This window comes from Vibrio sp. Vb339 (assembly GCF_902751245.1).
Classification (GTDB): domain Bacteria; phylum Pseudomonadota; class Gammaproteobacteria; order Enterobacterales; family Vibrionaceae; genus Vibrio; species Vibrio coralliirubri.
Window position 1 is genome coordinate 88422 of sequence record NZ_CADDIS010000005.1, and the last position, 26743, is coordinate 115164.

General features: G+C 44.8%; 22 protein-coding genes and 1 tRNA gene. 14 read left to right on the top strand and 9 right to left on the bottom strand.

Annotated elements, in window-relative coordinates:
- Window positions 1-155: 155 nt before the first annotated feature.
- The 7 genes from HRQ85_RS19790 to HRQ85_RS19820 all read left to right on the top strand — a co-directional run bounded on the left by HRQ85_RS19790 (window position 156) and on the right by HRQ85_RS19820 (window position 9799).
- Window positions 156-680, top strand: a complete 525-nt coding sequence (locus HRQ85_RS19790; RefSeq protein ID WP_172380443.1) for a phosphatase PAP2 family protein — start codon at window positions 156-158, stop codon at window positions 678-680.
- A 54-nt stretch (window positions 681-734) separates the two neighbouring features.
- Entirely contained in the window at window positions 735-1790 is a 1056-nt protein-coding gene (locus tag HRQ85_RS19795; protein ID WP_172380444.1) for an MJ1255/VC2487 family glycosyltransferase, read from the top strand.
- Between the two features lie 346 nt (window positions 1791-2136).
- Window positions 2137-3096: a transcriptional regulator LeuO gene (gene leuO / locus HRQ85_RS19800; protein WP_048657994.1), complete on the top strand. Its 960-nt coding sequence runs from the start codon at window positions 2137-2139 to the stop codon at window positions 3094-3096.
- A gap of 201 nt (window positions 3097-3297) precedes the next feature.
- On the top strand, window positions 3298-5106 hold the full coding sequence (locus HRQ85_RS19805) for an AMP-dependent synthetase/ligase (protein ID WP_017062927.1): 1809 nt from the start codon (window positions 3298-3300) through the stop codon (window positions 5104-5106).
- Window positions 5107-5566: 460 nt separating this feature from the next.
- A complete protein-coding gene (locus tag HRQ85_RS19810) occupies window positions 5567-7306 on the top strand; it encodes an acetolactate synthase 3 large subunit (protein ID WP_048618189.1) in 1740 nt (579 codons plus the stop codon).
- Window position 7307: 1 nt separating this feature from the next.
- Window positions 7308-7802, top strand: coding sequence for an acetolactate synthase small subunit (gene ilvN / locus HRQ85_RS19815; protein WP_008219984.1), 495 nt, complete (start codon window positions 7308-7310; stop codon window positions 7800-7802).
- A 113-nt stretch (window positions 7803-7915) separates the two neighbouring features.
- Window positions 7916-9799: a sensor domain-containing diguanylate cyclase gene (locus tag HRQ85_RS19820; RefSeq protein WP_172380445.1), complete on the top strand. Its 1884-nt coding sequence runs from the start codon at window positions 7916-7918 to the stop codon at window positions 9797-9799.
- A gap of 583 nt (window positions 9800-10382) precedes the next feature.
- Here the strand turns inward: HRQ85_RS19820 and HRQ85_RS19825 are convergent.
- Both HRQ85_RS19825 and pykF read right to left on the bottom strand, forming a co-directional pair.
- Entirely contained in the window at window positions 10383-11054 is a 672-nt protein-coding gene (locus HRQ85_RS19825) for a GntR family transcriptional regulator (protein WP_019826885.1), read from the bottom strand.
- A 176-nt stretch (window positions 11055-11230) separates the two neighbouring features.
- Window positions 11231-12643: a pyruvate kinase PykF gene (gene pykF / locus HRQ85_RS19830; RefSeq protein ID WP_017061403.1), complete on the bottom strand. Its 1413-nt coding sequence runs from the start codon at window positions 12641-12643 to the stop codon at window positions 11231-11233.
- A 429-nt stretch (window positions 12644-13072) separates the two neighbouring features.
- On the opposite strand from pykF, the gene HRQ85_RS19835 reads away from it, so the two are divergent.
- Together HRQ85_RS19835 and glmS are read left to right on the top strand one after the other, a co-directional pair.
- The gene (locus HRQ85_RS19835) at window positions 13073-13843 is read left to right on the top strand and encodes a DeoR/GlpR family DNA-binding transcription regulator (protein WP_017061404.1); all 771 of its coding nucleotides are present in this window, start codon (window positions 13073-13075) and stop codon (window positions 13841-13843) included.
- 107 nt (window positions 13844-13950) lie between these two features.
- Complete coding sequence (glmS, locus tag HRQ85_RS19840) at window positions 13951-15783, top strand: glutamine--fructose-6-phosphate transaminase (isomerizing) (RefSeq protein ID WP_050651948.1); 1833 nt, start codon at window positions 13951-13953, stop codon at window positions 15781-15783.
- Between the two features lie 102 nt (window positions 15784-15885).
- Here glmS and HRQ85_RS19845 read toward each other — a convergent pair whose 3' ends face one another.
- The 6 genes from HRQ85_RS19845 to rpsU form a co-directional block, all read right to left on the bottom strand.
- Window positions 15886-17154, bottom strand: coding sequence for an O-acetylhomoserine aminocarboxypropyltransferase/cysteine synthase family protein (locus tag HRQ85_RS19845; RefSeq protein WP_172380446.1), 1269 nt, complete (start codon window positions 17152-17154; stop codon window positions 15886-15888).
- Window positions 17155-17358: 204 nt separating this feature from the next.
- Window positions 17359-17434 (bottom strand) — tRNA-Ile (locus tag HRQ85_RS19850).
- A gap of 163 nt (window positions 17435-17597) precedes the next feature.
- On the bottom strand, window positions 17598-19442 hold the full coding sequence (gene rpoD, locus HRQ85_RS19855; protein ID WP_048614894.1) for an RNA polymerase sigma factor RpoD: 1845 nt from the start codon (window positions 19440-19442) through the stop codon (window positions 17598-17600).
- Window positions 19443-19541: 99 nt separating this feature from the next.
- Window positions 19542-21293: a DNA primase gene (dnaG, locus tag HRQ85_RS19860; RefSeq protein WP_048609665.1), complete on the bottom strand. Its 1752-nt coding sequence runs from the start codon at window positions 21291-21293 to the stop codon at window positions 19542-19544.
- Between the two features lie 119 nt (window positions 21294-21412).
- Window positions 21413-21856 (bottom strand): GatB/YqeY domain-containing protein, encoded by a 444-nt coding sequence (locus HRQ85_RS19865; protein WP_017069475.1) that lies wholly within the window; start codon window positions 21854-21856, stop codon window positions 21413-21415.
- Between the two features lie 25 nt (window positions 21857-21881).
- Entirely contained in the window at window positions 21882-22097 is a 216-nt protein-coding gene (gene rpsU / locus HRQ85_RS19870) for a 30S ribosomal protein S21 (RefSeq protein ID WP_004396009.1), read from the bottom strand.
- A 258-nt stretch (window positions 22098-22355) separates the two neighbouring features.
- Here rpsU and tsaD point away from each other — a divergent pair, with 258 nt between their 5' ends.
- Window positions 22356-23372 (top strand): tRNA (adenosine(37)-N6)-threonylcarbamoyltransferase complex transferase subunit TsaD, encoded by a 1017-nt coding sequence (gene tsaD / locus HRQ85_RS19875; RefSeq protein ID WP_172380447.1) that lies wholly within the window; start codon window positions 22356-22358, stop codon window positions 23370-23372.
- A gap of 106 nt (window positions 23373-23478) precedes the next feature.
- On the top strand, window positions 23479-24294 hold the full coding sequence (locus tag HRQ85_RS19880) for an alpha/beta fold hydrolase (RefSeq protein WP_172380448.1): 816 nt from the start codon (window positions 23479-23481) through the stop codon (window positions 24292-24294).
- Between the two features lie 43 nt (window positions 24295-24337).
- Here the strand turns inward: HRQ85_RS19880 and plsY are convergent, their stop codons facing one another.
- Window positions 24338-24934, bottom strand: a complete 597-nt coding sequence (gene plsY / locus HRQ85_RS19885; RefSeq protein WP_048609667.1) for a glycerol-3-phosphate 1-O-acyltransferase PlsY — start codon at window positions 24932-24934, stop codon at window positions 24338-24340.
- Window positions 24935-25072: 138 nt separating this feature from the next.
- On the opposite strand from plsY, the gene folB reads away from it, so the two are divergent.
- From folB to HRQ85_RS19900, 3 genes are read left to right on the top strand one after another with little or no spacing between them, the layout of a single operon-like run.
- Window positions 25073-25432 (top strand): dihydroneopterin aldolase, encoded by a 360-nt coding sequence (folB, locus tag HRQ85_RS19890; RefSeq protein WP_050622274.1) that lies wholly within the window; start codon window positions 25073-25075, stop codon window positions 25430-25432.
- The gene (gene folK, locus HRQ85_RS19895) at window positions 25429-25911 is read left to right on the top strand and encodes a 2-amino-4-hydroxy-6-hydroxymethyldihydropteridine diphosphokinase (protein ID WP_050622275.1); all 483 of its coding nucleotides are present in this window, start codon (window positions 25429-25431) and stop codon (window positions 25909-25911) included. Before folB ends, folK begins: the two co-directional genes overlap by 4 nt.
- A gap of 15 nt (window positions 25912-25926) precedes the next feature.
- On the top strand, window positions 25927-26730 hold the full coding sequence (locus tag HRQ85_RS19900; protein ID WP_010434624.1) for an undecaprenyl-diphosphate phosphatase: 804 nt from the start codon (window positions 25927-25929) through the stop codon (window positions 26728-26730).
- The last annotated feature ends 13 nt before the right edge of the window (window positions 26731-26743 follow it).

Consider the following 26743-nt stretch of genomic DNA (forward strand, 5'->3'; position numbering starts at 1 on the left):
TTTATCGGCCGCTTCCATCTCCATCCTGACTTGATCCATTGACCAGCCTATCAAGCATGGGAAACTTCATTTTAGTTCATTCAAAACGTCACTTAACTGTCATTTGTTGGGCATAACTTGAGCCTTAACTGAATAAGGATTGTTAAGGAGATCGTATGCGTACTATCGAACCTATTGTCCGCTGGGATGTGGCATTTTCTGTTTTCTGTTTAAACAACCGCTATGGCGGGCAACATGCAACGCTCAGTAAAGCGGTGTCTCATACTGGAGATGGACACCTTTATGTTTTGATTGCCTTGATTGCGCTGCTGGCCGATAGCAATACCGGTCGAGACTTTCTATTGGTGGGCTTAACCGCCTTCGCAATCGAGTTACCTATTTACTGGTTTGCCAAAAACACTCTCAAGCGCCGCAGACCTGCTGAGTTCTCTTCACTACTTCACTCTCATATTGTGCCATCCGATAAATACAGCCTGCCTTCAGGGCATTCCGCTGCTGCTTTTGTTATGGCGACCCTAATCGGACATTTCTATCCGAGCTTGTACCTCTTTAGCTTGGTGTGGGCAACTGCGATTGCAGGCTCTCGAATCTTGCTCGGTGTGCACTTTTTAACGGATGTACTGATTGGCGCAGCCTTAGGCATCGCTTGTACTAGCTTCGCTATCAGCTTCATCCTGTAATTATTTTGTTGGCAACCACTGCCGAGCTTAAGTGGCAAACTTAAAGGAACATGCATGAAAATTTCATATGGCGTACAAGGCACAGGGAATGGGCACATCGCTCGAGCGAGAGCAATGGCCGTCGCTTTTCGTCAGCAAAATATTGATGTCGACTTTCTGTTCTCAGGGCGAGAAGAGAGCAAATACTTTTCGATGGAAGCGTTTGGCGACTATCAGACTCGCAGTGGCTTAACTTTTTACAGCGAGCAGGGGCAGGTTAAATACGGCAAAACATTCATGAAGAACAACATCTGGCGATTTCTCCGTGAGATTAACCAGATCGATCTTACGCCTTATGATTTAGTGATTAATGATTTTGAGCCTGTCACTGCATGGGCAGCTAAGAGACAAGGTGTGCCATGTATTGGGATAAGCCATCAGAATGCGTTTCGTTATGATGTACCCAAAGAAGGGGGCAACTGGATTGAACATTCAGTGATTCAACATTTCGCCCCAACCGAGCACTCAATTGGGTTGCATTGGTATCACTTTGAACAGCCGATTTTGCCGCCTATCGTTCACACCCTGGTTGGTGAGCAACAAACCAAAACAGCACAAGACTTTACGTTGGTCTATTTGCCATTTGAGGATCTTGAGTCGATCTCAGAGCTGCTGATGAAGTTTATTTCTCACAATTTTGTCTGTTACCACCCGGATGTGATTGAGCACAGCCGAGTCGAAAATATTGAGTTCAAACCACTCAGTCATGCTGGCTTCCAATTCGACCTCAATCAGTGCTCTGGTGTGGTCGCAAATGGCGGCTTTGAATTGCCATCTGAAGCCCTCACTTTGGGGAAGAAATTGCTTCTCAAACCACTCGAAGGGCAGTTCGAACAACAGAGCAATGTGGCGACGCTAGAGGCTCTTGGGTTAGCTCAAACCATGACCTTTTTAGATGCGGCTATCTTGCGTGCTTGGCTCAGTGAAAAACAGGCTGAAGTGGTCACCTATCCAGACGTGGCAAGTGCACTCGTTGAGTGGGTATTAGCGGGGAATTGGTCTAATCAAGATGACTTAAGAAAGCAACTTTGGGACAAGGTAGACTTTCCAAGTTATGCATCGCTCACCTAACTCATAAGTGTTATTTCTGAATCAACTGGTCAACTAATTCATCGGTTCAATAAATTGTAACAATTGTAACCAAAAGATAGAACAGCTAAATAAGTCGAAATCAAACTCATAAGTTACGCTTTTTATATTTTTTTATAACTCTATAAATTACTGATTTTTAGATGTTATTTAATCATTAAGATAAAATAAAATTATTCTTTATCAATCTTGTTGGTAGCTCGAGATGTATTGGTTAATAGTAATGTCAATCCGAAAAACATCGGTCTGATAAATATAAGAATTAGTGGTTATCTATTCTCATACCATTACCAATTTAACGCTGTCGAACCGACAAGAGGCAACTTGAATGTTAGATAAAAAAGACGCAATGAGTGCTATTGCAAGCTACAGAATGGAAAGCACACTTCGTGGAGTCGACTTAAATCTTTTGACTGTATTTGATGCAGTTATGCAAGAGCAAAACATTACACGTGCAGCTCACAATCTGGGTATGTCTCAGCCTGCTGTAAGTAACGCTGTTGCTCGTCTAAAAGTGATGTTTAACGACGAACTATTCATGCGTCAAGGTCGTGGTATTCAACCGACTCAACGTGCTCGTCAGTTGTTTGGTCCAATCCGCCAAGCGCTACAATTAGTGCGTAACGAACTACCAAGTTCTGTGTTCTCTCCAGAGTCGTCTTCTCGCCTGTTCAAACTTGCGATTTGCAGCCCTTGTGACATGCGTTTTGCTCCTAAGATTATGTCGACAATCAACGACCAAGCACCTAGCGTTAAACTGCACATGGATGCTGAATTCGATCGTCAACTTTCTGAGCGTATGCGTTACCAAGAAATCGACTTCGTTATTGATTACGCTCGTTTTGATGAGCAAGGCTTCTCAAGCACTGAAATCTTCCAAGACGAATTAGTTGTGGTTGCTTCTGCTTCTCACCCACGTATCAACGGTGAAGTTTCTGCGGCAGAGCTGCTTAACGAAAAGCACGCAAAACTGTCTCGCATCCATGGTCAACGTAGCTTCTCTGAGCAAGCTTACCGTGAACTAGATTGCACGCCTTTCTACGAAGGTACGAGCTTGAGCAACGTTCTTTACGTTGTAGGCCAATCTGAACTAGTAACCATTGCTCCTCGTTGGATGGTTGAACATGCAGCAAACAAAGAGCAGCTTCAGATTCTAGATTTCCCATTCGATAATGCGGCGATTTCTGGCTTCCTAAGCTGGCACGAATCAAGTGAAAAGGATAAAGGACACATTTGGTTACGAGATCAGTTAATGATGATCTGTGGCGAAGTAGTGGCACTTAACTAGACACTAATCCCTATGATTTATAAGCCCTAAGCTAGGAGTCTGGCTTGGGGCTTTTTTATGCGCGCTATTTTAGTGGGTAGAAAACTTAGCGTTAGACGTACTATTACTGATAACTTTGAGCTTCATCAGTTGCCTTTTCCATGATCAGAGGTACACTTGTGCGCTCAAAAAAGCTTACAGGTGTAAGCCAAAGGTAAAGAGATGGCCAATTTAGATTTTCATATCGTAAAAAGACTTCGTGACCAAATTGCCCAAGGCGGCAACCGTACAGCTTTGAAGCACAAAGTAGACAATGTATGGCAAGGCATTAGCTGGGAACAGTTTGGACAACAAATCGATACGCTTTCATTAGCACTGTTGGCTCAAGGACTGAGAGTTCAGGATAAGATCGGTATCTATTCGAACAATATGCCTCAATGGACCGTGGCAGATTTTGCATCGTTACAAGCACGCCTTGTGACTGTGCCGATTTATCCAACGAACACAGCAGCACAGTCTTCTTACATCATCCAAAATGCAGATGTGAAGATCTTATTCGTTGGTGAGCAAGTTCAATTCGATGCGGCGGTTAGCCTGTTTGAAGAGTGCGAGCAGCTAGAAGTTGTTGTGGCTATGTCTGATGACATCGACCTGCAAGGACACAGCTTTGCCGTCTCTTGGAATGACTTCATGGCGCGTGGCGTTGAAGCACAACAAGCTGAACTTGACGTGCGTCTTGCTGATGCAAGCATGGACGACTTACTGACTCTTATCTATACCTCTGGTACCACAGGTCAGCCAAAAGGCGTAATGCTTGATTACACCAATATTGGTTACCAGTTAGAAGGCCACGATGAGCGCCTTAGCCTAAGCAAAGATGATGTCTCATTGTGTTTCCTACCGTTATCACACGTATTTGAGCGTGCGTGGACGTTCTACGTTCTCTATAAAGGCGCAACCAACTGCTACCTGCAAGATACGATGCAAGTGCGTGATGCGCTAAGTGACGTGAAACCTACCGTAATGTGTGCGGTTCCACGCTTCTACGAGAAGATCTTCTCTGCGATTCACGAGAAGGTATCTAAAGCGCCATTTATTCGTAAAGTGCTATTTACTTGGGCGGTGAACATGGGAGCAAAGCTTTCAGTTTGTCACCAAGAAGGTCGTACTCCATCGTTGATGCTGAAGAAGAGCCATGCGCTAGCTGATAAGCTTGTACTATCTAAACTGCGCGCTCTACTCGGCGGTAACATCAACTTCATGCCATGTGGTGGCGCGAAGCTTGATGAGACGATTGGTCGCTTCTTCCATGCTATCGGCATCAACGTAAAACTTGGCTACGGCATGACAGAAACCACAGCAACAGTATCTTGTTGGGATGACCGCTGTTTTAACCCTGATTCGATTGGTATGTCGATGCCGGGCGCAGAAGTAAAAATCGGTGCGAAGGACGAGATTCTTGTTCGTGGCCCAATGGTGATGCGCGGCTACTACAAGATGCCAGAAGAGACCGCCAAGACATTCGATGAGCACGGTTTCTTGAAAACCGGTGATGCGGGTCATTTTGATGAAAATGGTAACCTGTTCATTACCGATCGTATCAAAGAGCTGATGAAAACCTCTGGTGGTAAGTACATTGCACCGCAAGTGGTTGAAGGCGCGATTGGTAAAGATCACTTTATCGAACAGATTGCTGTTATCGCTGATACACGCAAATTCGTTTCTGCGCTGATTGTTCCTTGTTATGACTCGCTAGAAGAGTACGCCAAAGAGCTTAATATCAAGTATCACGATCGCGTTGAGCTGGTTAAGCATCACCAAATTGTCGAGATGCTAGAAAAGCGTGTGAATGACCTACAGCAAGAACTGGCTAAGTTTGAGCAAGTAAAGAAATTCAAACTGCTACCAAAAGCATTTTCTATGGATGATGGTGAACTGACACCAACTCAGAAATTGCGTCGTAAAGTTATCAACGATAAGTATCAAGACGAAATCGAAGAAATGTACAACGAAAAGCCTAAAGATAAGTAGTTTTCTGCTTAGATAAATTTTCAGTTGTTTAAAAATCCCCCTACGAATGTGATTGCATTTTTAGGGGGATTTTTTGTATCTAATGACACAGCACAATGTGCGAAAGCGCACACCAGTAGGCTCGCGGTTTATCGATAAATAGCGATCTATTGAAATATTAAGTGCTTTTTTTTGTCTGGTAACTAGTTTTTAAACCTAGTATAGGGGGCTTGGTTGGGTTTTATTTAATGCTTTGAGCTAATAGTTGGTTTTTTGGCACAGTTGCCGAATAACAGGTGTTAGACCAGATGATAATAAAGCGTTAAAGTTGTTTCGTATTACTGTTTGTTGTTATCACGACAGACAGCCATAGCCGAAAAAGTGGAAGTATTTCGAATTAGGCTACGAATAAGCCCTAGACTATGAAAAACCAGCCCAACATGTTCACCAAATATGATTGGAAACTGGTGAGGAGAGCAATATGACAACAAAACCTGAAACAGCAATGTTATCCGGCGCTGAGATGGTAGTGCAGTCTCTAATTGAAGAGGGTGTAGAACAAATCTTTGGTTATCCAGGTGGTTCTGTACTTGATATCTACGATGCGCTGCATGCTAAAACTGCTGAAATTAAACACGTATTAGTACGACACGAACAAGCCGCTACCCACATGGCAGATGGCTATACTCGTTCTACCGGTAAACCGGGTGTAGTACTTGTGTGTTCTGGTCCAGGTGCGACCAATACCGTTACTGGTATTGCAACCGCATACATGGACTCAATCCCAATGATTGTTATTTCTGGTAACGTACCAAATAACCTTATTGGTAACGACGCCTTCCAAGAGTGTGACATCGTTGGTGTATCACGCCCGATCGTTAAACACAGCTTCTTAGTTAAGAAAGCGGAAGATATCCCTGAAGTCGTTAAAAAAGCATTCTATATTTCAACGACAGGACGTCCCGGTCCTGTGGTTATTGATCTGCCGAAAGACATCTTAAACCCACAAATCAAGCTTCCTTATGAATACCCAGAAACGATCAAAATGCGTTCGTATAACCCAACGGTTACGGGTCATAAAGGTCAGATCAAAAAGGCGCTAAAAGCCCTTCTTGAAGCGAAGAAGCCGGTACTTTATGTCGGTGGTGGTGCGGTTATTTCTGAGGCAGATAAGCCGCTGTTAAAATTAGCAGAGGCACTGAATTTACCTGTGGTAAGCACCCTAATGGGGCTTGGCGCTTTCCCTGGCACTCATAAGAACTCTTTGGGTATGTTAGGCATGCATGGTTTGTATGAAGCCAATATGGCGATGCACAATGCGGATTTGATCTTTGGTATTGGCGTACGTTTCGATGATCGAACGACTAATAACCTAGATAAGTACTGCCCTGATGCGAAGATCATGCACATTGATATCGACCCATCTTCGATCTCTAAGAACGTAAAAGTGGATCTACCGATTGTAGGTTCTGCTGAAAAGGTTCTAGAGAGCATGGTGAACTTGCTCGTTGAGCAAGGCGGCACTAACGATGCAGAAGCGATTGAAAGTTGGTGGAGTGAAATTAAGCAGTGGCAAGAGCGTGACTGCCTAGCTTACGAGAAATCGTCTGAGCGCATCAAACCACAGCAAGTAATTGAAACACTGCATAAAGTAACCAATGGCGATGCCTATGTTGCTTCTGATGTAGGTCAACACCAAATGTTTGCTGCTTTGTACTACCCGTTTAACAAGCCACGTCGTTGGATTAACTCTGGTGGTCTAGGCACAATGGGCTTTGGCCTGCCAGCTGGTATGGGCGTTAAGTTTGCTAAGCCAGATGAAGAAGTGGTTGTGGTAACCGGTGACGGCAGTATTCAAATGAATATCCAAGAGCTGTCGACTGCGCTGCAATACAATATCCCGGTTAAGATTATTAACCTTAACAACCGTTTCCTAGGCATGGTAAAACAGTGGCAAGACATTGTTTATCAAGGTCGTTACTCTAACTCATATATGGACTCTGTTCCTGATTTTGCTGCTATCGCTGAGGCTTATGGCCACGTTGGTATGCGTATTTCATCTCCGGATGAACTGGAATCAGGTTTGGAAAAAGCACTGGCGATGAAAGACCGTTTGGTATTTGTCGATATTAGTGTGGATGACACCGAGCACGTATACCCAATGCAGATCAAAGGCGAGGGTATGGATAACATGTGGCTAAGCAAAACGGAGAGAACATAATATGAGACACATTATTTCACTACTAATGGAAAACCAACCTGGTGCGCTTTCTCGTGTGGTTGGCTTGTTTTCTCAGCGTGGCTACAACATCGAGTCTTTGAACGTATCTCCAACCGATGATCCGACGCTGTCTCGTTTGAACGTCACTACTAACTCGAGCGAAATGCAGCTTGAGCAGATTCAGAAACAGCTACATAAGCTAATCGACGTACTTAAAGTACAAGAAGTGTCTGAACTTGAGCATATTGAACGTGAGCTGTTGATGGTAAAAGTACGTGCGAGCGGCTTTGCTCGTGCGGAAGTGAAGCGCACAGCAGATATCTTCCGTGGTCAGATTGTTGATGTCACTGCTTCTCAATATACGGTTCAAATGGCCGGCACTAGCGAGAAACTGGATGCCTTCATTCAGGCGCTGTCTGAAGTGACGGAAGTGCTTGAAGTAGCTCGAAGTGGTGTTGTTGGCATCGCACGAGGCGAACGTGCGTTGAAAGCCTAGACGATAAGTCTTTAAAAAATAACTTTAAAGCCGCTTTTTTAAGCGGCTTTTATTTTGTTAATTTTTTAGAGTGCTATAATCCCGCGCTGCACTTCCATTCATCTGAGTTAGCAATGCGAAATAAAAAATCAATAATTACATTGCTGATTATCTCTATCATATTGTCTTCTGCAGTATGTCTGTATTATTTGCAGCGTTACAAAGAAGTAAAACAGCAGAGCTTTGACTACTCAGCTAAGCAAGCCGTTCATCAGTTAGTGTATGCCAAGCGAGATTACGATCTTCTCAAGACTCAGTTAGTCTCGGTAATGGAGCTACTCAGTCATAGCCAGAGCTTGGTTAACTTTGCTTCCTCTCCCTCAGACCAAACCAAACATCTACTTGAAGAGGTCTGGCAATCTGTTCTGGTGAATCAGAAGTGGTACACACAAATCCATCTGTTAGATGTCATAGGCAAAGAGCTGGTACGCGTTAACTATTCCTCTGATACCGGTAGAGTGACGTTTCCTCAACGACTTCAAGATAGGTCGGATTCTAACTACTTCCAATACGCTCAAAAACTAGAAGCCGAACAGATTGGCGGTTGGGGTATTGAGCTTGAAACGGAGCATGGTGAAGTCACCTTCCCTTATTCGCCGGTAATCCGTGTCTTTACCCCCGTAGAAACCCCTGACGAAAGAGTAGGCTACCTCGTCATCAATCTCGATGTATGGGGCCTATCGTCGCGTCTGAGCTTTTCACCAGATAACGATCTTAGAGCAGAAGTGCTCAATGACGCGGGTTACTTCATCGCGAGTAACAACAGCGGTAAGTTGTTCGGAGACTCTATTCCTGAAAGAAAAGGCTACAATCTGAAAAATATCGCGCCGAAGACGTGGGATGCGATCTACAATGATCAGGTGGGATACGTTTTTGAAGATGGTAATTTGTTTGCCTTTAACACGGTTATGCTCGCGAACAGTCAAAAGGTCCATTTACTGATTCAACTTAATCAGAAGCAACTGATGGATAGGGCTGAGCGTGATCTAGATGATTTGGCCCATGAAGAGATCATTGTTCTGATTACGGTGCTGATTTTCGCCTTCCCGTTTGCTTACCTGGTGACGCACTACCGACGCCGAAGCCTGGAGAGTAAATTGGCACGCGCCGCATTGAATGGCATGTCGGCAGTGATGATCTCTGATAAGCAGCACCGAACAATGATGATCAATAACGAATTTGAGAACATGACTGGGTACTGCAAAAAACAAGTGATCGGTCAAAATGCATTGCAACTGTTGCTTGAGAATACCGACCAAGTACTCTCAAGTTCGGCTATTTGGAGTCATTTAGAGCAAGAAGAAGTATGGGAAGGGGAGGTTCAGTGTAAGAACAAGCTGCGTATTCCTTTTACTGCGATCATGCGAGTGCATGCGGTCAAAAATAATTCAGGTAAAGCCAGTTACTACATCACCTCGTTGGTTGATATTTCCGTAAGGAAGGAGCTTGAGGTGCGTTTGAGGATCTTAAGTGAACGTGACTCTTTGAGTAATCTCTGGAACCGACGAAAATTCGAAGAGCAGCTGGCCTACTATTCTCGCTTGGTTGAGCGTTACCCGAACGAAGCGACCACTTGCTTAGCCTTAGTCGACATCGATAACTTCAAACGAATCAATGACGAACTTGGCCACGACGAAGGTGACCGTGTTATCGCTGGTGTTGCTAAGCTTCTGCAAGACAGCCTTCGTGGGACGGACTTTGTTGCACGTGTTGGAGGAGAAGAGTTTGCACTCTTGATGCCACACACCTCACTGCCAGAAGCAAAGCGCGTATTGGATCGCTTACGAATCGAGATTGAGCTAGCGGCCGGAACTAAGGTAACGGTGAGTGTTGGCTTTACGGATTTAACCAGTAACAGTACTCGCTCATACAAGTGTGCTGATGTTGCGCTTTACGAATCTAAATCGTCTGGTCGTAATACGGTCTCTATTTGTCCTAGCTATGATGATGTCGCTTAGGTTCGCTTCTATCTAGTCCTGTCGTCTATTTGCTTCACCTCTTTAAGTCGCGCCCCGACTCTTTTTTCCTTTCCCCCTTTTTATTAGGAATCTCACTTTTGAGCGACCTATGTCACAAAATCTATACAGTTAGACTAAAGTCTAATGCTGGTGAAAATTTGAGCTAAAATGAACAGTAAGTAAACTACTTTGCTTCAGATTACATCGTGTTAAACGATGTAATAAATAGAGTGTTTACCAGATGTAAAAGGATGACACCGTTAACTTAATTCAGCTGGTTAGCTAGCCTTATCAATAACTTGGAAGGCAGCAGTAGAATTAGGTTAGCTGGAGCAAGAGTTTGGGGATCATACAGTCTGGTTAAAAGAGGCGTGGTATGTTTGTCGATTTTTTAGTGAGGTTAACCATAGGCACATTAGCCATTCTTGGCTTTCAGCTTAGTGCATTGTATTTTTTACCTATGGTTGTGCTGCTCAATACTCATCACAAAGAGTTTTTTGGGTGGTAGTTCAGTCGTGGTACTGGAAACAAAAAAACGGAGCCGTTGGGCTCCGTTTTTATTTGGTTAGAATTTATCTTGGCATCATGCCGCTTCGATAACTTCTTCAATTCGTTTCATTGAACCTAGTAAGTGTTGATCAAGCAGTTCAGTCGCTTGTTCTACATTCTTAGAGAGTACTAGTTTCATGATCATTTCGTGCTCATCAATATTGAACAGATCATCAGATGCGCTTTCTGCAGACATAGCGAGGAAGCGGTAACGTTTCACTTGGTTAATTAGGTCATCAAAGAACTTAAACATGTTCTCTGAATCTGCCCCTTCAAGTAGTGCGACATGGAATTGCTGGTGGCGCTCTTCCCATTCTACACAATCAAACTCTTCAGATACGTACTGCACTCGTGACAGTTTATGGTAAGACGTTAGTACATCCAGTTCCCAGCTCTCATCACCCGCTGAAATCGCTTTTTTAAGCAGAACCGATGATACAACACGAAGGCTTTCGTATAGGTCATTCAGTTCTTTCTTTGATACAGGAGATACCCAGCAGCCTTTTTGTGGCTCTAGCTTTACGTATTTGCTCCAAGATAACTGTACCAAGGCTTCACGAATAGGGGATGCGCCAACGTTGTAGCGTGCTTTTAGATCAGCAACAACGAGCTTTTGGCCTGGGGTTAACTCACCATTAAGAATATCTTGGCGAATCATCTTTGATACTTTGTCAGTGAGCGTAGGACTAGACATTACAAACCTCATCTATATATGATTTCTAGTCTGCTAATCCGTCTCTTAGAAAGAGCCAATTGGAAGTTAACAGTACGTAGTTCTATTGTGATTGATAATACAGCGTACTGAAAAGTTAGGCAAGATTTTGTTTCATAAAAAAAGAGGGCCGAAGCCCTCTTTTATATTTTATGCGAATCGGTTCATTCTTATAGAACGTGAACAGATGCTGTGTTTGTAGTACCAGAAGCTACTAGAGCACCAGAAACCATAACTACGATGTCGCCTTTGTTACCTAGGCCAGATTGTAGAGCGATTTCTTTACCGTTGATGTAGAACGCGTCTGTGTTCTCGATAGAGTCAACAAGAACTGGCTTAACACCTTTAGTAAGAACTAGCTGTGCAGCTGTCTTTTCGTTAGTTGTTAGAGCAAGGATGTTTGCAGTTGGGAAGTACTTACGTACTGAACGTGCAGACTTACCGCCTTCAGTTGCAACAACGATTAGAGGAGCAGCTAGCTTCTCTGCTGTGTCTACAGCGCCTTTACATACAGCTTCAGTGATGCGTAGACGTGGGCTGTCTAGACGAGAACCTAGCTCAGCTTTAAGAGCTGAATCAGTACGGTTCGCGATTTGAGCCATGATAGTAACAGCTTCAACTGGGTACTTACCTTTAGCAGTTTCACCAGAAAGCATTACTGCATCAGTACCATCCATGATTGCGTTCGCAACGTCACCCGCTTCAGCACGAGTTGGACGTGGGTTGCTGATCATAGAGTCAAGCATTTGAGTTGCAGTGATAACCATCTTACGTGCACGGTTACACTTCTCGATCATCATCTTCTGAGCGAAGATTACTTCTTCAGCTGGGATTTCAACACCTAGGTCACCACGAGCAACCATGATGCCGTCAGAAGCTTCAAGGATTGAATCGAAGTTATCTACACCTTCTTGGTTTTCAATCTTAGAAATGATGTGGATGTTCTCGCCGCCGTTAGCGTTTAGAAGCTCACGGATTTCTTTAACGTCTTCTTCTTTACGGATGAAAGAAGCAGCAACGAAATCAACGCCTTGCTCACAACCAAACTTAAGGTCAGCTTTGTCTTTCTCAGAAAGAGCAGGAAGTTGAACAGAAACGCCAGGAAGGTTAACACCTTTGTTTTCGCCTAGAGCACCGTTGTTAAGAACTTTACACTTAACTTCAGTTTCTGTTGTTGCGATAACTTCCATTTCGATTAGGCCGTCATCAACAAGGATAGTGTTACCTGCTGTTAGGTCTTTAGCGAAACCTAGGTAAGTTACTGCTACTACGTCTTTGTTACCAACAACTGTTGCGTCAGTTGTGAAAGTGAACTCTTGACCAGCTACTAGATCTACGTCGTTACCATCTTCAAGTTTGATAGTACGGATTTCTGGACCTTTAGTATCTAGAAGGATAGCAAGTTGCTCACCTTTGTTTTCCATTACTTTACGGAAGTTCGCGATACGAGTGCCGTGCTCTGCGAAATCACCGTGAGAGAAGTTAAGACGCATAACGTTCATGCCAGCATCTACTAGTTCAGTTAGCTTCTCTACAGATTCAGTTTTAGGGCCAATCGTACATACGATTTTGGTCTTTTTCATGGAAGGTACTCTCCGGTAAGTATTGTTACAATTTGAAATTTATTTAAGTTCTGAAGATTGGTCCGCTACATCAACATTTTGTGCCTGTTGTGTAAAAGCGCGGGACTTCCAATATGTCCTTCAGAGTTGTAAGTCTTTCATCAATTTTAGTCATTTTATGACTAAAAGATTTTGATTCAACATCGGTTTTCTGTGACTTACCCCACTATATAGGGGGTAGGTTGCAAAAAAATAACAGTCAGTTTTGTAATTTTTTTTCTTTTCGGGTGCGGATTCTACCACCTAATGAGTTCAATATCACTGCTTAACAATTGTCTTAGGACAAGGTTTTATCGCTATTTATTAATTTTTTGGATCAAAATAAATGGACTAAATAGTTTCGTTGTAATTATAATATGTTTCATATCGAAACTTAATGGCCTTTTTTAAATGTCGAAACGAAACACCCAGCTCAGAAGACATGCAATTTCTAACCTAGTGAATGAAAAGGGGGAGGTTAGTGTTGATGAATTATCCGCTAAGTTCGAAACCTCAGAGGTCACTATTAGAAAGGACTTGGCGTCTTTAGAGAAAAACGGTCAGCTTTTACGCCGTTATGGTGGTGCGATTTCGTTACCGAAAGAGGTTGTCAACGAAGAACTGGGTCAACAAGTTTCGACTCGAAAGATTTCATTGGCAAAAGCCGCTGCAGATTTAATTCGCGACCATAACCGTATCGTGATCGATAGTGGCAGTACGACCGGTGCTCTAATTCAGCAGCTTAATGCTAAGCGTGGCTTGGTTGTGATGACCAACTCATTGCACGTCGCTAATGCGCTTAATGAGCTTGAAAGCGAGCCGACGTTATTAATGACTGGCGGCACTTGGGATACCCATTCGGACTCTTTCCAAGGCAAAGTCGCAGAGTCGGTGCTTCGCGCTTACGATTTTGACCAACTATTTATCGGGGCCGATGGTATCGATCTTGATAGAGGCACAACCACGTTTAACGAATTGGTTGGCCTGAGCAAAGTCATGGCTGAAGTGTCACGAGAAGTGATCGTGATGGTTGAGTCAGAAAAAGTGGGACGAAAGATCCCGAACTTAGAGTTGGCATGGGAACACATTGACATCTTAATTACCGATACAGACTTAGGCGAAGAATCCAAAGCAAGTATCGAATCACATGATGTTCGCGTGATCCTGACTGATCCAGCGTAAAAACAAATTTAAATATTATGCATTTACTTTCCTATAATTGATCTTAATAAAGATCTGGCCTTTGCTTGCTGCCAATAGGAATAAAACAAAATTGATGGAGTGAAACTATGTGTGGAATTGTTGGTGCAGTAGCACAGCGTGATGTAGCTGAAATTTTAGTAGAAGGCCTTCGTCGTCTAGAATACCGTGGCTACGATTCAGCAGGTGTCGCTGTCGTCGATACTGAATCTAACCTAACTCGTGTACGTCGCCTAGGTAAAGTACAAGAGCTAGCCGACGCGGTAGAAGAGCAACAAGTGATTGGCGGTACAGGTATCGCTCATACACGTTGGGCGACACATGGTGAGCCATCTGAAGCGAACGCACACCCACACATGTCTGGTGATATCGCTGTTGTACACAATGGCATTATCGAAAACCACGAAGCACTGCGCGTTATGCTGCAAGAGCGTGGTTACGTATTTACTTCACAAACGGATACAGAAGTTATTGCTCACTTAGTTGAGTGGGAACTTCGCACTTCAGCTTCTTTGGTTGAAGCGCTACAGAAAACAGCAAAACAATTAGACGGCGCGTACGGCACGGTAGCGGTTGATCGCAAAGATCCTAGCCGCATTGTTGTGGCTCGTTCTGGTAGCCCGATCGTTATCGGTTTTGGTGTCGGCGAGAACTTCCTTGCTTCTGACCAACTGGCGCTATTGAGCGTAACTCGTCGCTTCATGTATCTAGAAGAAGGTGATGTTGCTGAGGTAACTCGTCGTGATGTTACTGTATTTGATGTAGCGGGTGAGCGTGTTGAGCGTGAAATCGTTGAGTCAAACGCTGAACACGACGCAGGCGATAAAGGTCAATACCGTCACTTCATGCAGAAAGAGATCTTTGAGCAACCAACAGCGCTGATCAACACGATGGAAGGCCGTATCTCTGACACTTCGGTTATCACTAACGCGATTGGTGTTAAAGCTGAAGAGATCCTAAGTAAGGTTGAGCACGTGCAGATCATCGCATGTGGTACGTCTTACAATTCAGGCATGGCTGCGCGTTACTGGTTTGAATCTCTAGCTGGCGTAAGCTGTGACGTAGAGATCGCCTCTGAATTCCGTTACCGTGATTTCGTTGTTCGTCCGAACAGCCTTTTAGTGACTCTGTCTCAGTCTGGTGAAACGGCGGATACGCTTGCTGCACTTCGTCTTGCAAAAGAGAAGGGTTACATGTCAGCAATGACTATCTGTAACGTTGCGGGTTCTTCACTGGTTCGTGAATCTGATTTTGCCTTCATGACTCGCGCAGGAACAGAGATCGGTGTTGCTTCTACTAAAGCTTTCACAACTCAACTAGCAGCAATGCTGATGATGGTAACGTCAATTGGTCGCCTGCAAGGTCGTATCAATGAAGAGAAAGAAGCGGAAATCGTTCAAGCACTTCACCAACTGCCTGCTGATATCGAGAAAGCATTAGCGTTTGATAAAGAGATTGAAGCGCTAGCACCTGATTTTGCTGATAAGCACCACACACTGTTCTTGGGTCGTGGTGAGTTCTACCCAATCGCGATGGAAGCGTCTCTTAAACTGAAAGAGATCTCTTACATCCACGCAGAAGCATACGCTGCTGGTGAACTTAAGCACGGTCCTTTGGCTCTTATCGATGCAGATATGCCTGTAGTCGTTATTGCACCAAGCAACGACTTGTTAGAGAAACTGAAATCGAACGTTGAAGAAGTACGTGCTCGTGGTGGTCTACTTTACGTATTCGCTGACCAAGACGCTGGCTTTGAAAGCGATGAGAACATGAAGATCATCAAGATGCCTCACGTAAGTGAAGTAACAGCGCCTATCTACTACACAGTGCCGATGCAGCTGCTGTCTTACCACGTAGCGCTAATCAAAGGTACCGACGTTGACCAACCTCGTAACCTAGCGAAAGCGGTAACAGTTGAGTAATCGACACCTAACCTAAGAAATAGATAATAAGAAGCCCATCTTGTGATGGGCTTTTTTATGTCCGTTAGTTAACGATCAGTGTTAGAGCTAGCTATAGCGTCATTAAGCGCTCAGTGCTTGCTCTAGGTCGGCCAAGATATCGTCGATGTGTTCAATACCTACTGATAGGCGAATCATCTCTGGTGATACACCGGCTTGTTTCTGTTCAGCTTCGCTTAGTTGACGGTGTGTCGTCGAAGCAGGGTGACAAGCGAGCGATTTCGCATCGCCAATGTTGACCAAACGTTTGAAGATTTGCAGTGCATCATAGAAACGAACACCGGCTTCATAACCGTCTTTTAGACCAAAAGATAGAATGGCCGATGGCTTACCTTGCATGTACTTTTCAGCGAGTGGGTAGAATTCCGAATCAGGCAGGCCAGCGTAACTTACCCAGCTGACTTTCTCGTGTTGCTTGAGGTATTCCGCTACTTTCAAGGCATTCTCTGTGTGTCGCTCCATGCGTAGCGACAAGGTCTCCAAACCTTGCATCAACATGAAAGCATTCATTGGTGATAGTGCTGCACCCGTATTACGCAGGGGAACCGTTCTAGCACGACCAATAAACGCAGCCTCACCAAATGCCTCGGTATAAACCACGCCATGATAAGAAGGCTCTGGCTGATTAAACACAGGGAAGCGGTCTTTGTGCTCTGCCCATGGGAATTTACCTGAGTCGACAATCACGCCACCTAACGTTGTACCGTGACCACCCACGTATTTAGTTAGTGAGTGCACCACGATGTCGGCACCAAAATCGATAGGTTTACACAGCACAGGCGTCGCCACCGTATTATCAATAATCACAGGCACGCCTTGTGCGTGGGCAAGTTCTGCAACACGTTCTAAGTCGATAATATTACCTGCTGGGTTGCCAATACTTTCACAGTAAACCGCCTTGGTTTTTTCATCAATCAGTGCCGCTAAGCTTTCTGGTTTATCGTCTTTAGCAAAACGAACTTCGATCCCTTGGTTTGGCAGCATGTGAGCAAATAGGGTGTAAGTACCACCGTAAAGCTGAGGCGTTGAGACAATGTTGTCACCGATTTGTGCCAAGGTTTGAATCGCGTAGTTAATCGCAGCACTGCCTGCACTCACGACTAAGCCTGCAATACCCCCTTCTAAGGCTGCCATGCGCTTTTCTAGCACATCATTGGTTGGGTTCATTATGCGAGTGTAGATATTACCTGGTACCGCAAGGTTGAAGAGGTCGGCGCCGTGTTGCGCGTCATCGAATTCGTACGCGACGGTTTGGTAAATAGGTGTGGCAACGGACTTGGTTGTTGGATCAGTGTCGTAACCGAAGTGAATCGAGAGTGTTTCGTCTTTCATGAGTCTTCCCTGAACTATTGAGCGATTTATGTACTCTCATATTGCCGATTTTTTTATAAAAGAAAAGTATGTTTAGTCACAGAGAGGCAATTGGAATTGTGTGCGGGACGATTCGTTATTGGTTCGGAAGTGCAGGGCGTGATTGGTACGGAACTAGAAAAGCAAAAAGCCAGAGCAGCATGAACTGTTCTGGCTTTTCTAATTTGGTGGCCCCTCCCAGATTTGAACTGGGGACCGAACGATTATGAGTCGTGCGCTCTAACCACTGAGCTAAGGGGCCGTAGGGCATAGATTATAGGGGAAGCATTCAGTGGTGTCTAGACACTATAAGGGGCAATTCCGCTTACATCTTAGCCACTTAAATCATGCGGATAAAAAAAAGGTGAGCCAACGCTCACCTTTTCTTATTTATGCTTAAAAGCTAACCGCACTAAAGCGTGTGATTACTCGTCTAGGAAGCTACGCAGAGTTTCTGAGCGGCTTGGGTGACGAAGTTTACGCAGTGCTTTTGCTTCGATCTGACGGATACGTTCACGAGTTACGTCGAACTGCTTGCCCACTTCTTCAAGAGTGTGGTCAGTGTTCATATCGATACCGAAACGCATACGCAGTACTTTAGCTTCACGAGGTGTTAGGCCAGCAAGAACGTCTTTAGTTGCGCCGCGTAGGCTTGTTGCCGTTGCAGAGTCTAAAGGTAGTTCTAGCGTTGTATCCTCGATGAAATCACCTAGGTGCGAATCTTCGTCGTCACCGATTGGTGTCTCCATTGAGATTGGCTCTTTAGCAATTTTCAGTACTTTACGGATCTTGTCTTCAGGCATTTGCATGCGTTCAGCCAGTTCTTCCGGAAGTGGTTCACGACCCATCTCTTGTAGCATTTGACGAGAGATACGGTTTAGTTTGTTGATCGTTTCGATCATGTGAACCGGAATACGGATAGTACGAGCTTGGTCAGCAATCGAACGAGTGATTGCTTGACGGATCCACCACGTAGCGTAAGTAGAGAACTTGTAACCACGACGGTATTCAAACTTATCTACCGCTTTCATCAGACCGATGTTACCTTCTTGGATTAGATCCAGGAATTGTAGACCACGGTTTGTGTACTTCTTAGCAATCGAGATTACTAGACGTAAGTTCGCTTCAACCATCTCTTTCTTCGCACGACGAGCTTTCGCTTCACCGATAGACATACGACGGCTGATATCTTTGATGCTTTGAACAGTAAGAGACGTTTCACGTTCGATCATATCCAGTTTTTGGATAGAGCGACGGATGTCGTGCTCGTTACGTTTGATCTTTTCTGCGTATGGCTTGTCTGAAGCAAGAACTTCATCCAACCATGCTTCGCTAGATTCGTTGCCAGTAAATAGAGCAATGAAAGATTTCTTCGGCATTTTGCCGTACTCAACCGTTTGACGCATGATTAGGCGTTCTTGAGTACGTACGCGATCCATTGAGTTACGCAGTTCGTTTACTAGGTAATCAAACTGTTTTGGTGTTAGACGGAACTCTTTGAATACGTCTTGCATCATTGTTGTTGCAAGCATTGCTTTCGGGCTTTCATGGCCGTACTCGTTGATCGCTAGCTGACGGTTCTGGTAGCTAGTACGAAGCGCTGTGAACTTCTCAAGAGCAAGTTCAGGATCGATACCTGTATCTTCTTCTTCCTCTTCCTCGTCGTCTTCAGCGTCTTCTTTGTCTTCGTCTTCCAGATCAGTTTCAGCAAGTTCTGAACCGATGTGAGTCGCCGTTGGCGCAGCTGTGCCATCGTCGTCAGGGTCAACAAAGCCATTGATTAGGTCTGTTAAGCGAATCTCTTCTGCTTGTACGCGGTCAAACTGTTCCAAGATGTATGGAATAGTGCCAGGGTACTCAGCAACCGATAGTTGAACTGTATTGATACCATCTTCAATACGTTTCGCAATGTCGATTTCGCCTTCACGAGTCAGTAGTTCAACCGTACCCATTTCACGCATGTACATGCGAACTGGGTCAGTAGTACGGCCAATCTCGCTTTCTACGCTTGAAAGCGCAGCAGCTGCAGCTTCGGCTGCATCTTCATCTATATTGGCATCGTCATCATTAAGTGCTAGATCATCAGCATCAGGTGCAGTTTCAACTACCTTGATACCCATGTCGTTGATCATTTGAATGATGTCTTCTACCTGTTCAGAATCCACGATTTCTGCAGGTAGGTGGTCGTTTACTTCGGCGTAGGTCAGATAGCCTTGTTCCTTGCCTTTAATAACAAGTAATTTAAGCTGTGACTGCGGATTTTGATCCATAGATGATATCCAACTTCAGGTCTGGTGAAGGACGTTGCATTCTCAAATGCAAACCAATTATGTTAACAAATTTATTAAATGCTGACTAATCAAACAGGGTTACGCTTTTAGATCTAGCATTAAAGCTAGTAGCTCCCTTTTTTCTTCGGCTGATAAACCGACGCTTCTTGCTTTGGCCTGCAGGTTTTCAATTTGTTTTTCAACGCACTGGGCAAGTATGTTGTCCAATGAGTCTAAAAATATGTCTTCTTGATTGTCTTCGTCGAGGGGGATTTCCCAGCTCGCGAGACGAGACAGAAGAGCCTCATGTTTATTATGTCGCCAATGCTCTAATAATTGGCCTGTGTTGATATGGGGATGCGCGTGGCATTTATCAAGTACTTCGACGAATAAACTTAGTCCAGGCAACTGTAAGCCTTTGACACTTGATAAATCCGGTACCATATCAGCATAGCTCGGATTTTGGATAAGCAAAGCGATAACTTCACGCATTGGAGTGCGCTTCAGCTCTTTATGCGGTTGAGGTGTCGGGTTCTGTGTATGAACACGCGCACGTCGCAATTGGTTATCAAATCCAGTTCGCTCATCGAGCAGTTTTTCGAGCAATTCTTGGAAGTAGCTGTCAGGAATTTTGTTAATCAAGGCGCTGGCGTGTGCACGCAGTGCTGATTTCCCTTCGGTTGTTCCCAAGTTCAACTTGTGTATTTCAATCAGGTTATCGAACAAATAGGTCGAAAGCGGCGTCGCATTGTGGACTAGCTGTTCAAAAGCGGCTTTGCCATGCTCTCTAATATAGCTGTCTGGGTCTTCACCGTCGGGCAAGAACAGAAACTTAAGCGTGTTGCCCGTTTTCAGGTACTCAAGTGCGTTTTCTAGTGCGCGCCATGCGGCCTCTTTACCTGCTCGGTCACCATCGTAACAACAAACCACAGTGCTGGTTTGACGGAACAACATTTGAATGTGGTCGCCAGTTGTCGAGGTGCCCAGTGATGCTACTGAGTAATCGACACCATATTGCGCGAGTGCCACGACATCCATGTAACCTTCAACCACAAGTATTTGCGGCGGTTCACGGTAGGCTTGCAGCACTTCATAAAGGCCGTAAAGTTCTTTACCTTTATGGAAGATAGGCGTTTCTGGTGAGTTGAGATATTTTGGTGTGCCGTCTTCTAATACACGACCACCAAAACCAATCACACGGCCACGACGATCACGAATCGGGAACATTACGCGTCCACGGAATCGGTCGTATCGGTTACCTTTATCGTTCTCAATTAGCATGCCGCCAGTCACGAGCATGTCTTGAGCTTCTTTCTGTTGGCCAAAGTTCTTACGAACTAAGTCCCACTCATCGGCCACATAACCAATACCAAACTTCTGGACGATCTCGCCCGAAAGGCCACGATTCTTTAGGTAATCAATCGCAGGTTTGTTGGCTGATATTTTCAGTTGAGAGCGGTAAAAATTACTGATGCCGCCCATCAAATCGTAGAGGTTACGTTTTTGTTCGCTGTTGGCTCTTGGTGCTGTTGATATCTCGCCGCTGCGCTGTTCTCTAGGAACATCGAGGCCTAAGAAAGAGGCTAGCTCTTCAATAGCTTCAACAAAATCGAGACGTTCGAACTCCATAATGAAGTCGATAGCATTACCGTGTACGCCACAACCAAAGCAGTGATAAAACTGTTTTTCTTGGCTTACGCTAAAAGAAGGGGTCTTTTCGTTGTGGAATGGGCAACAAGCACCATAATTTTTGCCTTTTTTCTTAAGTTTCACGCGTGCGTCCACAATGTCGACAATGTCGAGACGCGCTAGGAGATCATCGATGAAACTACGCGGGATGTGTCCTGCCATAAAACCTTAGAAAAATGCACTAACTGAGAGTGTGGATAATAATAGTTTGAATAGGTTACAGATACAAACAAGCCGTGCGTTCCGAAGGATTGCACGGCTTGTTGCAATTTGATTTGGGATTAAGCGAGTTTAGAACGAACTAAACCACTAACTTTACCCATATCTGCACGCCCTTGAATTTGTGGTTTCAAGATAGCCATTACTTTACCCATGTCTTGCATGCCCGCTGGTTGAGCTTCGGCGATTGCGCTATCAAGTAGTGCAATAACTTCTTCATCAGTTAGCGGTTGAGGCATAAAGCCTTCAAGTACCGTAATTTCTGCTTTTTCCACGTCAGCAAGATCTTGACGATTTGCCGATTCATATTGAGCAACAGAATCGCGACGTTGCTTAACCATTTTAACTAATACAGCAAGAATGTCGTCGTCGTTCAGAGTGATCCGTTCGTCAACTTCACGTTGCTTAATTGCTGAAAGAGCTAAGCGGATAGTGCCAAGGCGCGGTTTGTCCTTGGCTTTCATCGCTAATTTTTGCTCTTCTTTGAGTTGTTCAATAAGAGCCATAACTCAGTCCTTATGGATTAAGTTATTAGTACAGGCGAACGCGACGTGCGTTTTCGCGAGCTAGCTTCTTAGCGTGACGCTTTTGAGCTGCTGCTTTAGCGCGTTTGCGAACTGTAGTTGGCTTTTCGTAGTGCTCGCGACGGCGAACTTCAGAAAGGATACCTGCTTTTTCACAAGAGCGCTTGAAACGACGTAGTGCAACGTCGAACGGTTCGTTTTCACGTACTTTAACTATTGGCATATGCCTTTCACCTCAGGGGTTATTCATTATCGCTGGCCACTCAGTACCAAATCAGAGAAGTTACCCATCGAGCTAACTCTCTATTCGCGTTTGGCCATTAACCAGCTTGATCAAAAATGGTGCGGAATTTTAATCCGATCACAGTAGCTTTGTAAAGCACTTTGTCGATTATAGTCTGTACAATATTTGTTTGAAGAGCTTAGGCAGGGTAATATTGCGCTAATTTCCCATTTTAGACGAAAGCGTGCCGAGAAAATTATGCGCATTATTGGTATTGAAACCTCTTGTGATGAAACAGGAATCGCGATTTATGATGATGAGCAAGGGCTGCTTTCTCATCAATTATATAGTCAAGTAAAGCTGCACGCCGATTACGGTGGTGTGGTGCCTGAGCTAGCTTCGCGTGACCACGTGAAAAAAACAATTCCTCTTATTAAAGCGGCATTAGCTGAAGCGAACCTAACGTCGAAAGACATTGATGGTGTGGCTTACACTGCTGGCCCAGGTTTAGTGGGCGCTCTGCTTGTCGGTGCAACGATTGGTCGCAGTATTGCTTATGCGTGGGGCGTGCCAGCTGTGCCTGTTCACCATATGGAAGGTCACCTTCTTGCGCCAATGTTAGAAGACAATCCACCGCCATTCCCATTTGTGGCTCTGCTGGTTTCTGGCGGCCATACCATGATGGTAGAAGTGAAAGGCATTGGTGAATACCGAATCCTTGGTGAATCGATTGATGATGCAGCGGGTGAAGCGTTTGATAAAACCGCGAAACTGATGGGCTTAGATTACCCTGGTGGTCCACTGCTATCTCGCTTGGCAGAAAAAGGCACTCCGGGTCGTTTTAAGTTCCCGCGTCCAATGACCGATCGTCCGGGTCTAGATATGAGCTTTTCTGGTCTGAAGACGTTCGCAGCGAATACCATTCGCGATAACGATAATGATGACCAGACTCGTGTTGATATTGCTTACGCATTCCAAGAAGCTGTTTGTGCAACCTTAGTAATCAAGTGTAAGCGCGCCTTGGTAGAAACAGGCATGAAACGTATAGTGATTGCTGGCGGTGTAAGTGCTAACAAGCAACTGCGTGTTGAGCTTGAAGCTCTTGCTAAGAAAATCGGTGGTGAGGTGTACTACCCACGCACTGAGTTCTGTACAGATAACGGTGCGATGATCGCTTATGCGGGCATGCAGCGTCTGAAGAATGGCGAAACGGCTGATTTGTCTGTTCATGCCACACCGCGTTGGCCTATTGACCAGCTAGAGCCAATTGCGTAATTGACTATAGTGTTTCGATAAATGGTCGCCTTGTGCGGCCGTTTTTATATCCTAGCTTACCGACTGTATGTCGATAAATAATTGCTGATAGAGATTAGGGAAGAAAATGAACAAGTTCACAGTAGACAATCAATCGATGGCGTACCTAGATGAAGGTCAAGGCCCTGTTGTTGTACTCGGCCACAGTTACCTTTGGGATAGTGCAATGTGGAAGCCGCAGATCGAAGCATTAAAGGCTCAGTATCGCTGTATTGTTCCAGAGCTTTGGTCTCATGGTGAATCTCAAGCAGCACCCACTTCGATGCGTAACTTGAAAGATTACGCTCAGCACGTTTTGGCTCTGCTTGATCATTTAGAGATCGAAGAATTCTCAGTAGTTGGCTTATCGGTTGGCGGTATGTGGGGGACTGAATTAGCGGAACTTGCACCTTCACGTATTAAGTCTTTGGTTCTAATGGATACTTTTGTGGGTTTAGAACCAGAAGTTGCTCACGCTAAGTACTTCAGCATGTTAGATACCATCACTCAAACCAAGACGTTTCCTCAGCCAATTGTTGAAGCGGTTGTGCCACTGTTCTTCGCTAATGATGCTCAAACCAACACGCCAGCTTTAGTGGAAGGTTTTACTCAGCAGTTATCAGCTCTTGAGGGCGACAACGCTGAAGAATTGGCACGAATTGGTCGAATGGTGTTTGGACGTCGCGATATGATTGAATCGGTAGAGAACTTTGCTCTGCCTGTTTTGATTGCTGTAGGACAAGAAGATAAACCACGTCCGGTACTTGAGTCATACCTAATGCACGATTGCATTACGGGCAGTGAATTAGTGGTGATTCCTGGCGCAGGTCATATTAGCTCGTTAGAGCAACCAGAGTTTGTGAACACAATGCTGAAGACGTTTTTAGATAAACATCTGCTGTAAGCTTTAAATACTGAATATTATGGTTCGGCTTAGACGTGACAGTTTAAGCCGATTTTTTTTGTCCGAGTTTTGGTTCGCTGCCATCGAGTAGGCGGCGGATATTCTGGTGGTGACGTAACACGATCAAACAGCACAGCATGGCTACTGGCAATGTGTATTGAGGTTTGACTAACCAAGCGTAGAAAGGGGCAAGTAGCACGGTGACCAGTGCCGCTAAAGAAGAGTAACGAAACAAAAACGCGACCACTAACCAAGTCGCCATGATCATTCCTGTTAGATCGAATCCTATTGGGGCGATAGCGCCGAGTGCGGTTGCCACGCCTTTACCACCTTTGAAGTGGAAGAAGAGCGGATACATATGACCTAGACACGCCGCAATTGCGACAACCCCTAGAATGATTGGGTCGATCTTGAGGTAGTAGCCAAGCCAGACAGGGATAGTGCCTTTCAGCATGTCACATAGGAGGACGGCAGCAGCTGCGCCTTTACCGCCAACGCGCAGTACATTGGTGGCTCCTGGGTTATTAGAGCCTACCGTTCTTGGATCAGGAAGTCTTAAGACTCGGCATATCAAGACCGCACTAGAGATTGAACCTAGCAAATAGGCTGCAATGATCATGATTAGTGCCAATGGGGTCATGTCTTTCCTTAAACGGTTATAAGCCTAACGATGGGAAAATAATGCTCAATCCAAGAGTAATTGATATCATATCTCGAATTACGCAAATAATACGTTTTTTTCCCTCATATGGGTATCCGACCTCTAAAAGGACAAGTCATGGCACTGGATAAAGTTTTCATTGAACAGCTAGAAGTAATTACAACGATCGGTGTTTACGATTGGGAACAAGAGATTAAACAAAAACTTGTGCTTGATATTGAAATGGCTCATGACAACCGCCCAGCGGGTAAGAGTGATGATGTAGTTGATGCTTTGGACTACTCGACTGTGAGTACAGCTGTGCTTGACCACATTGCTAATGGCCGATTCCTATTGGTTGAACGTGTGGCTGAAGAAGTCGCTGAATTGGTCATGACTCAATTTTCTGTGCCGTGGATTAAAATCCGCTTGGCGAAACCTGGCGCAGTGCCGCAAGCAAAAGCCGTTGGCGTGATCATCGAACGAGGTCAAGCATGACAGTAGCCTATGTTGGTGTTGGCACGAACATAGACCGCGATAAGCATGCAAGGGTGGCATGGACAGAGCTTCAATCGTTAGGGACTAACCTTAAATGCTCTAAAATCTATCACTGTGAGCCCGTGGGTTTTAATAGCCATCCGTTTTATAACTTTGTGATAGAGCTCGACACGTCACTCTCGTTGACTGAATTTTCACAGAAGCTGCGTAAAATTGAGTTTAAATGGGGTCGCTCTCAAGATGCGCACAAACTACAAGATCGAAAGCTCGATCTTGATATTGTGCTGTTTGGAGAGGAGGTTTCTGAGCGTGAACCAGAACTGCCACGCAGTGATATCTACAAATATCCTTTTGTAACACAACCGCTTTATGATCTTTGTCCTGCGCGAGTGATCCCGCAAGACGGAAGAACCGTCAGTGAAATATGGCAGAAGATGCAGCAATTAGACTCGCTCTCTGTCGTAGATATAAAACTATAATTTTTAAGGTAAGTAATGAGTTATTTTGAAGCGTTTATATTGGCGTTGGTGCAAGGCTTTACTGAGTTTTTACCTATTTCCAGTTCTGCACACCTAATCCTTCCTTCTGCTGTTTTAGGCTGGGAAGATCAAGGCTTGGCCTTTGATGTCGCTGTCCACGTTGGTACTTTGGCAGCCGTGGTTATCTATTTCCGTAAAGAAGTGGTCTCTCTGTTGAGCGCATTCTTTGGTTCAGTGTTTAAAGGCGATCGCAGTAAAGAAGCGAAGTTAGCGTGGATGATCATTCTCGCAACGATTCCTGCGTGTATCTTTGGTTTGTTGATGAAAGATATTGTTGAGCTTTACTTGCGCAGTGCGTGGGTGATCGCGACGACAACGATTATCTTTGGTCTATTGCTATGGTGGGTGGACAAGAACTCAAGCCTGCGCGATGACGAATACCAAGCAGGTTGGAAAAAGGCGTTGTTTATTGGTCTTGCTCAAGCAATGGCGATCATTCCGGGTACGTCTCGTTCTGGCGCAACCATTACCGCAGCGCTTTACCTTGGTTTCACACGTGAAGCCGCGGCTCGATTCTCTTTCTTGATGTCTATCCCAATCATCACTCTGGCGGGTGGTTATTTAGGTCTTAAGTTGGTGACCAGTGGTGACCCAATCCATGTTGGCACTTTGCTAACGGGCGTTGCGGTGTCTTTCATCAGTGCTTACATCTGTATTCACTTCTTCTTGAAGCTTATCTCTCGTATGGGCATGACACCGTTCGTTATCTACCGCCTGATTCTCGGTTGTGGTCTGTTTGCTTTCTTGATGATGCAGTAACAGACGCGGACAA

Bases quoted from the DNA above. Each gene is read 5' to 3' on its own strand.
- HRQ85_RS19790 (WP_172380443.1), top strand. From the start codon at position 156: ATGCGTACTATCGAACCTATTGTCCGCTGGGATGTGGCATTTTCTGTT.
- HRQ85_RS19795 (WP_172380444.1), top strand. From the start codon at position 735: ATGAAAATTTCATATGGCGTACAAGGCACAGGGAATGGGCACATCGCT.
- leuO (WP_048657994.1), top strand. From the start codon at position 2,137: ATGTTAGATAAAAAAGACGCAATGAGTGCTATTGCAAGCTACAGAATG.
- HRQ85_RS19805 (WP_017062927.1), top strand. From the start codon at position 3,298: ATGGCCAATTTAGATTTTCATATCGTAAAAAGACTTCGTGACCAAATT.
- HRQ85_RS19810 (WP_048618189.1), top strand. From the start codon at position 5,567: ATGACAACAAAACCTGAAACAGCAATGTTATCCGGCGCTGAGATGGTA.
- ilvN (WP_008219984.1), top strand. From the start codon at position 7,308: ATGAGACACATTATTTCACTACTAATGGAAAACCAACCTGGTGCGCTT.
- HRQ85_RS19820 (WP_172380445.1), top strand. From the start codon at position 7,916: ATGCGAAATAAAAAATCAATAATTACATTGCTGATTATCTCTATCATA.
- HRQ85_RS19825 (WP_019826885.1), bottom strand. From the start codon at position 11,054: ATGAGGTTTGTAATGTCTAGTCCTACGCTCACTGACAAAGTATCAAAG.
- pykF (WP_017061403.1), bottom strand. From the start codon at position 12,643: ATGAAAAAGACCAAAATCGTATGTACGATTGGCCCTAAAACTGAATCT.
- HRQ85_RS19835 (WP_017061404.1), top strand. From the start codon at position 13,073: ATGTCGAAACGAAACACCCAGCTCAGAAGACATGCAATTTCTAACCTA.
- glmS (WP_050651948.1), top strand. From the start codon at position 13,951: ATGTGTGGAATTGTTGGTGCAGTAGCACAGCGTGATGTAGCTGAAATT.
- HRQ85_RS19845 (WP_172380446.1), bottom strand. From the start codon at position 17,154: ATGAAAGACGAAACACTCTCGATTCACTTCGGTTACGACACTGATCCA.
- rpoD (WP_048614894.1), bottom strand. From the start codon at position 19,442: ATGGATCAAAATCCGCAGTCACAGCTTAAATTACTTGTTATTAAAGGC.
- dnaG (WP_048609665.1), bottom strand. From the start codon at position 21,293: ATGGCAGGACACATCCCGCGTAGTTTCATCGATGATCTCCTAGCGCGT.
- HRQ85_RS19865 (WP_017069475.1), bottom strand. From the start codon at position 21,856: ATGGCTCTTATTGAACAACTCAAAGAAGAGCAAAAATTAGCGATGAAA.
- rpsU (WP_004396009.1), bottom strand. From the start codon at position 22,097: ATGCCAATAGTTAAAGTACGTGAAAACGAACCGTTCGACGTTGCACTA.
- tsaD (WP_172380447.1), top strand. From the start codon at position 22,356: ATGCGCATTATTGGTATTGAAACCTCTTGTGATGAAACAGGAATCGCG.
- HRQ85_RS19880 (WP_172380448.1), top strand. From the start codon at position 23,479: ATGAACAAGTTCACAGTAGACAATCAATCGATGGCGTACCTAGATGAA.
- plsY (WP_048609667.1), bottom strand. From the start codon at position 24,934: ATGACCCCATTGGCACTAATCATGATCATTGCAGCCTATTTGCTAGGT.
- folB (WP_050622274.1), top strand. From the start codon at position 25,073: ATGGCACTGGATAAAGTTTTCATTGAACAGCTAGAAGTAATTACAACG.
- folK (WP_050622275.1), top strand. From the start codon at position 25,429: ATGACAGTAGCCTATGTTGGTGTTGGCACGAACATAGACCGCGATAAG.
- HRQ85_RS19900 (WP_010434624.1), top strand. From the start codon at position 25,927: ATGAGTTATTTTGAAGCGTTTATATTGGCGTTGGTGCAAGGCTTTACT.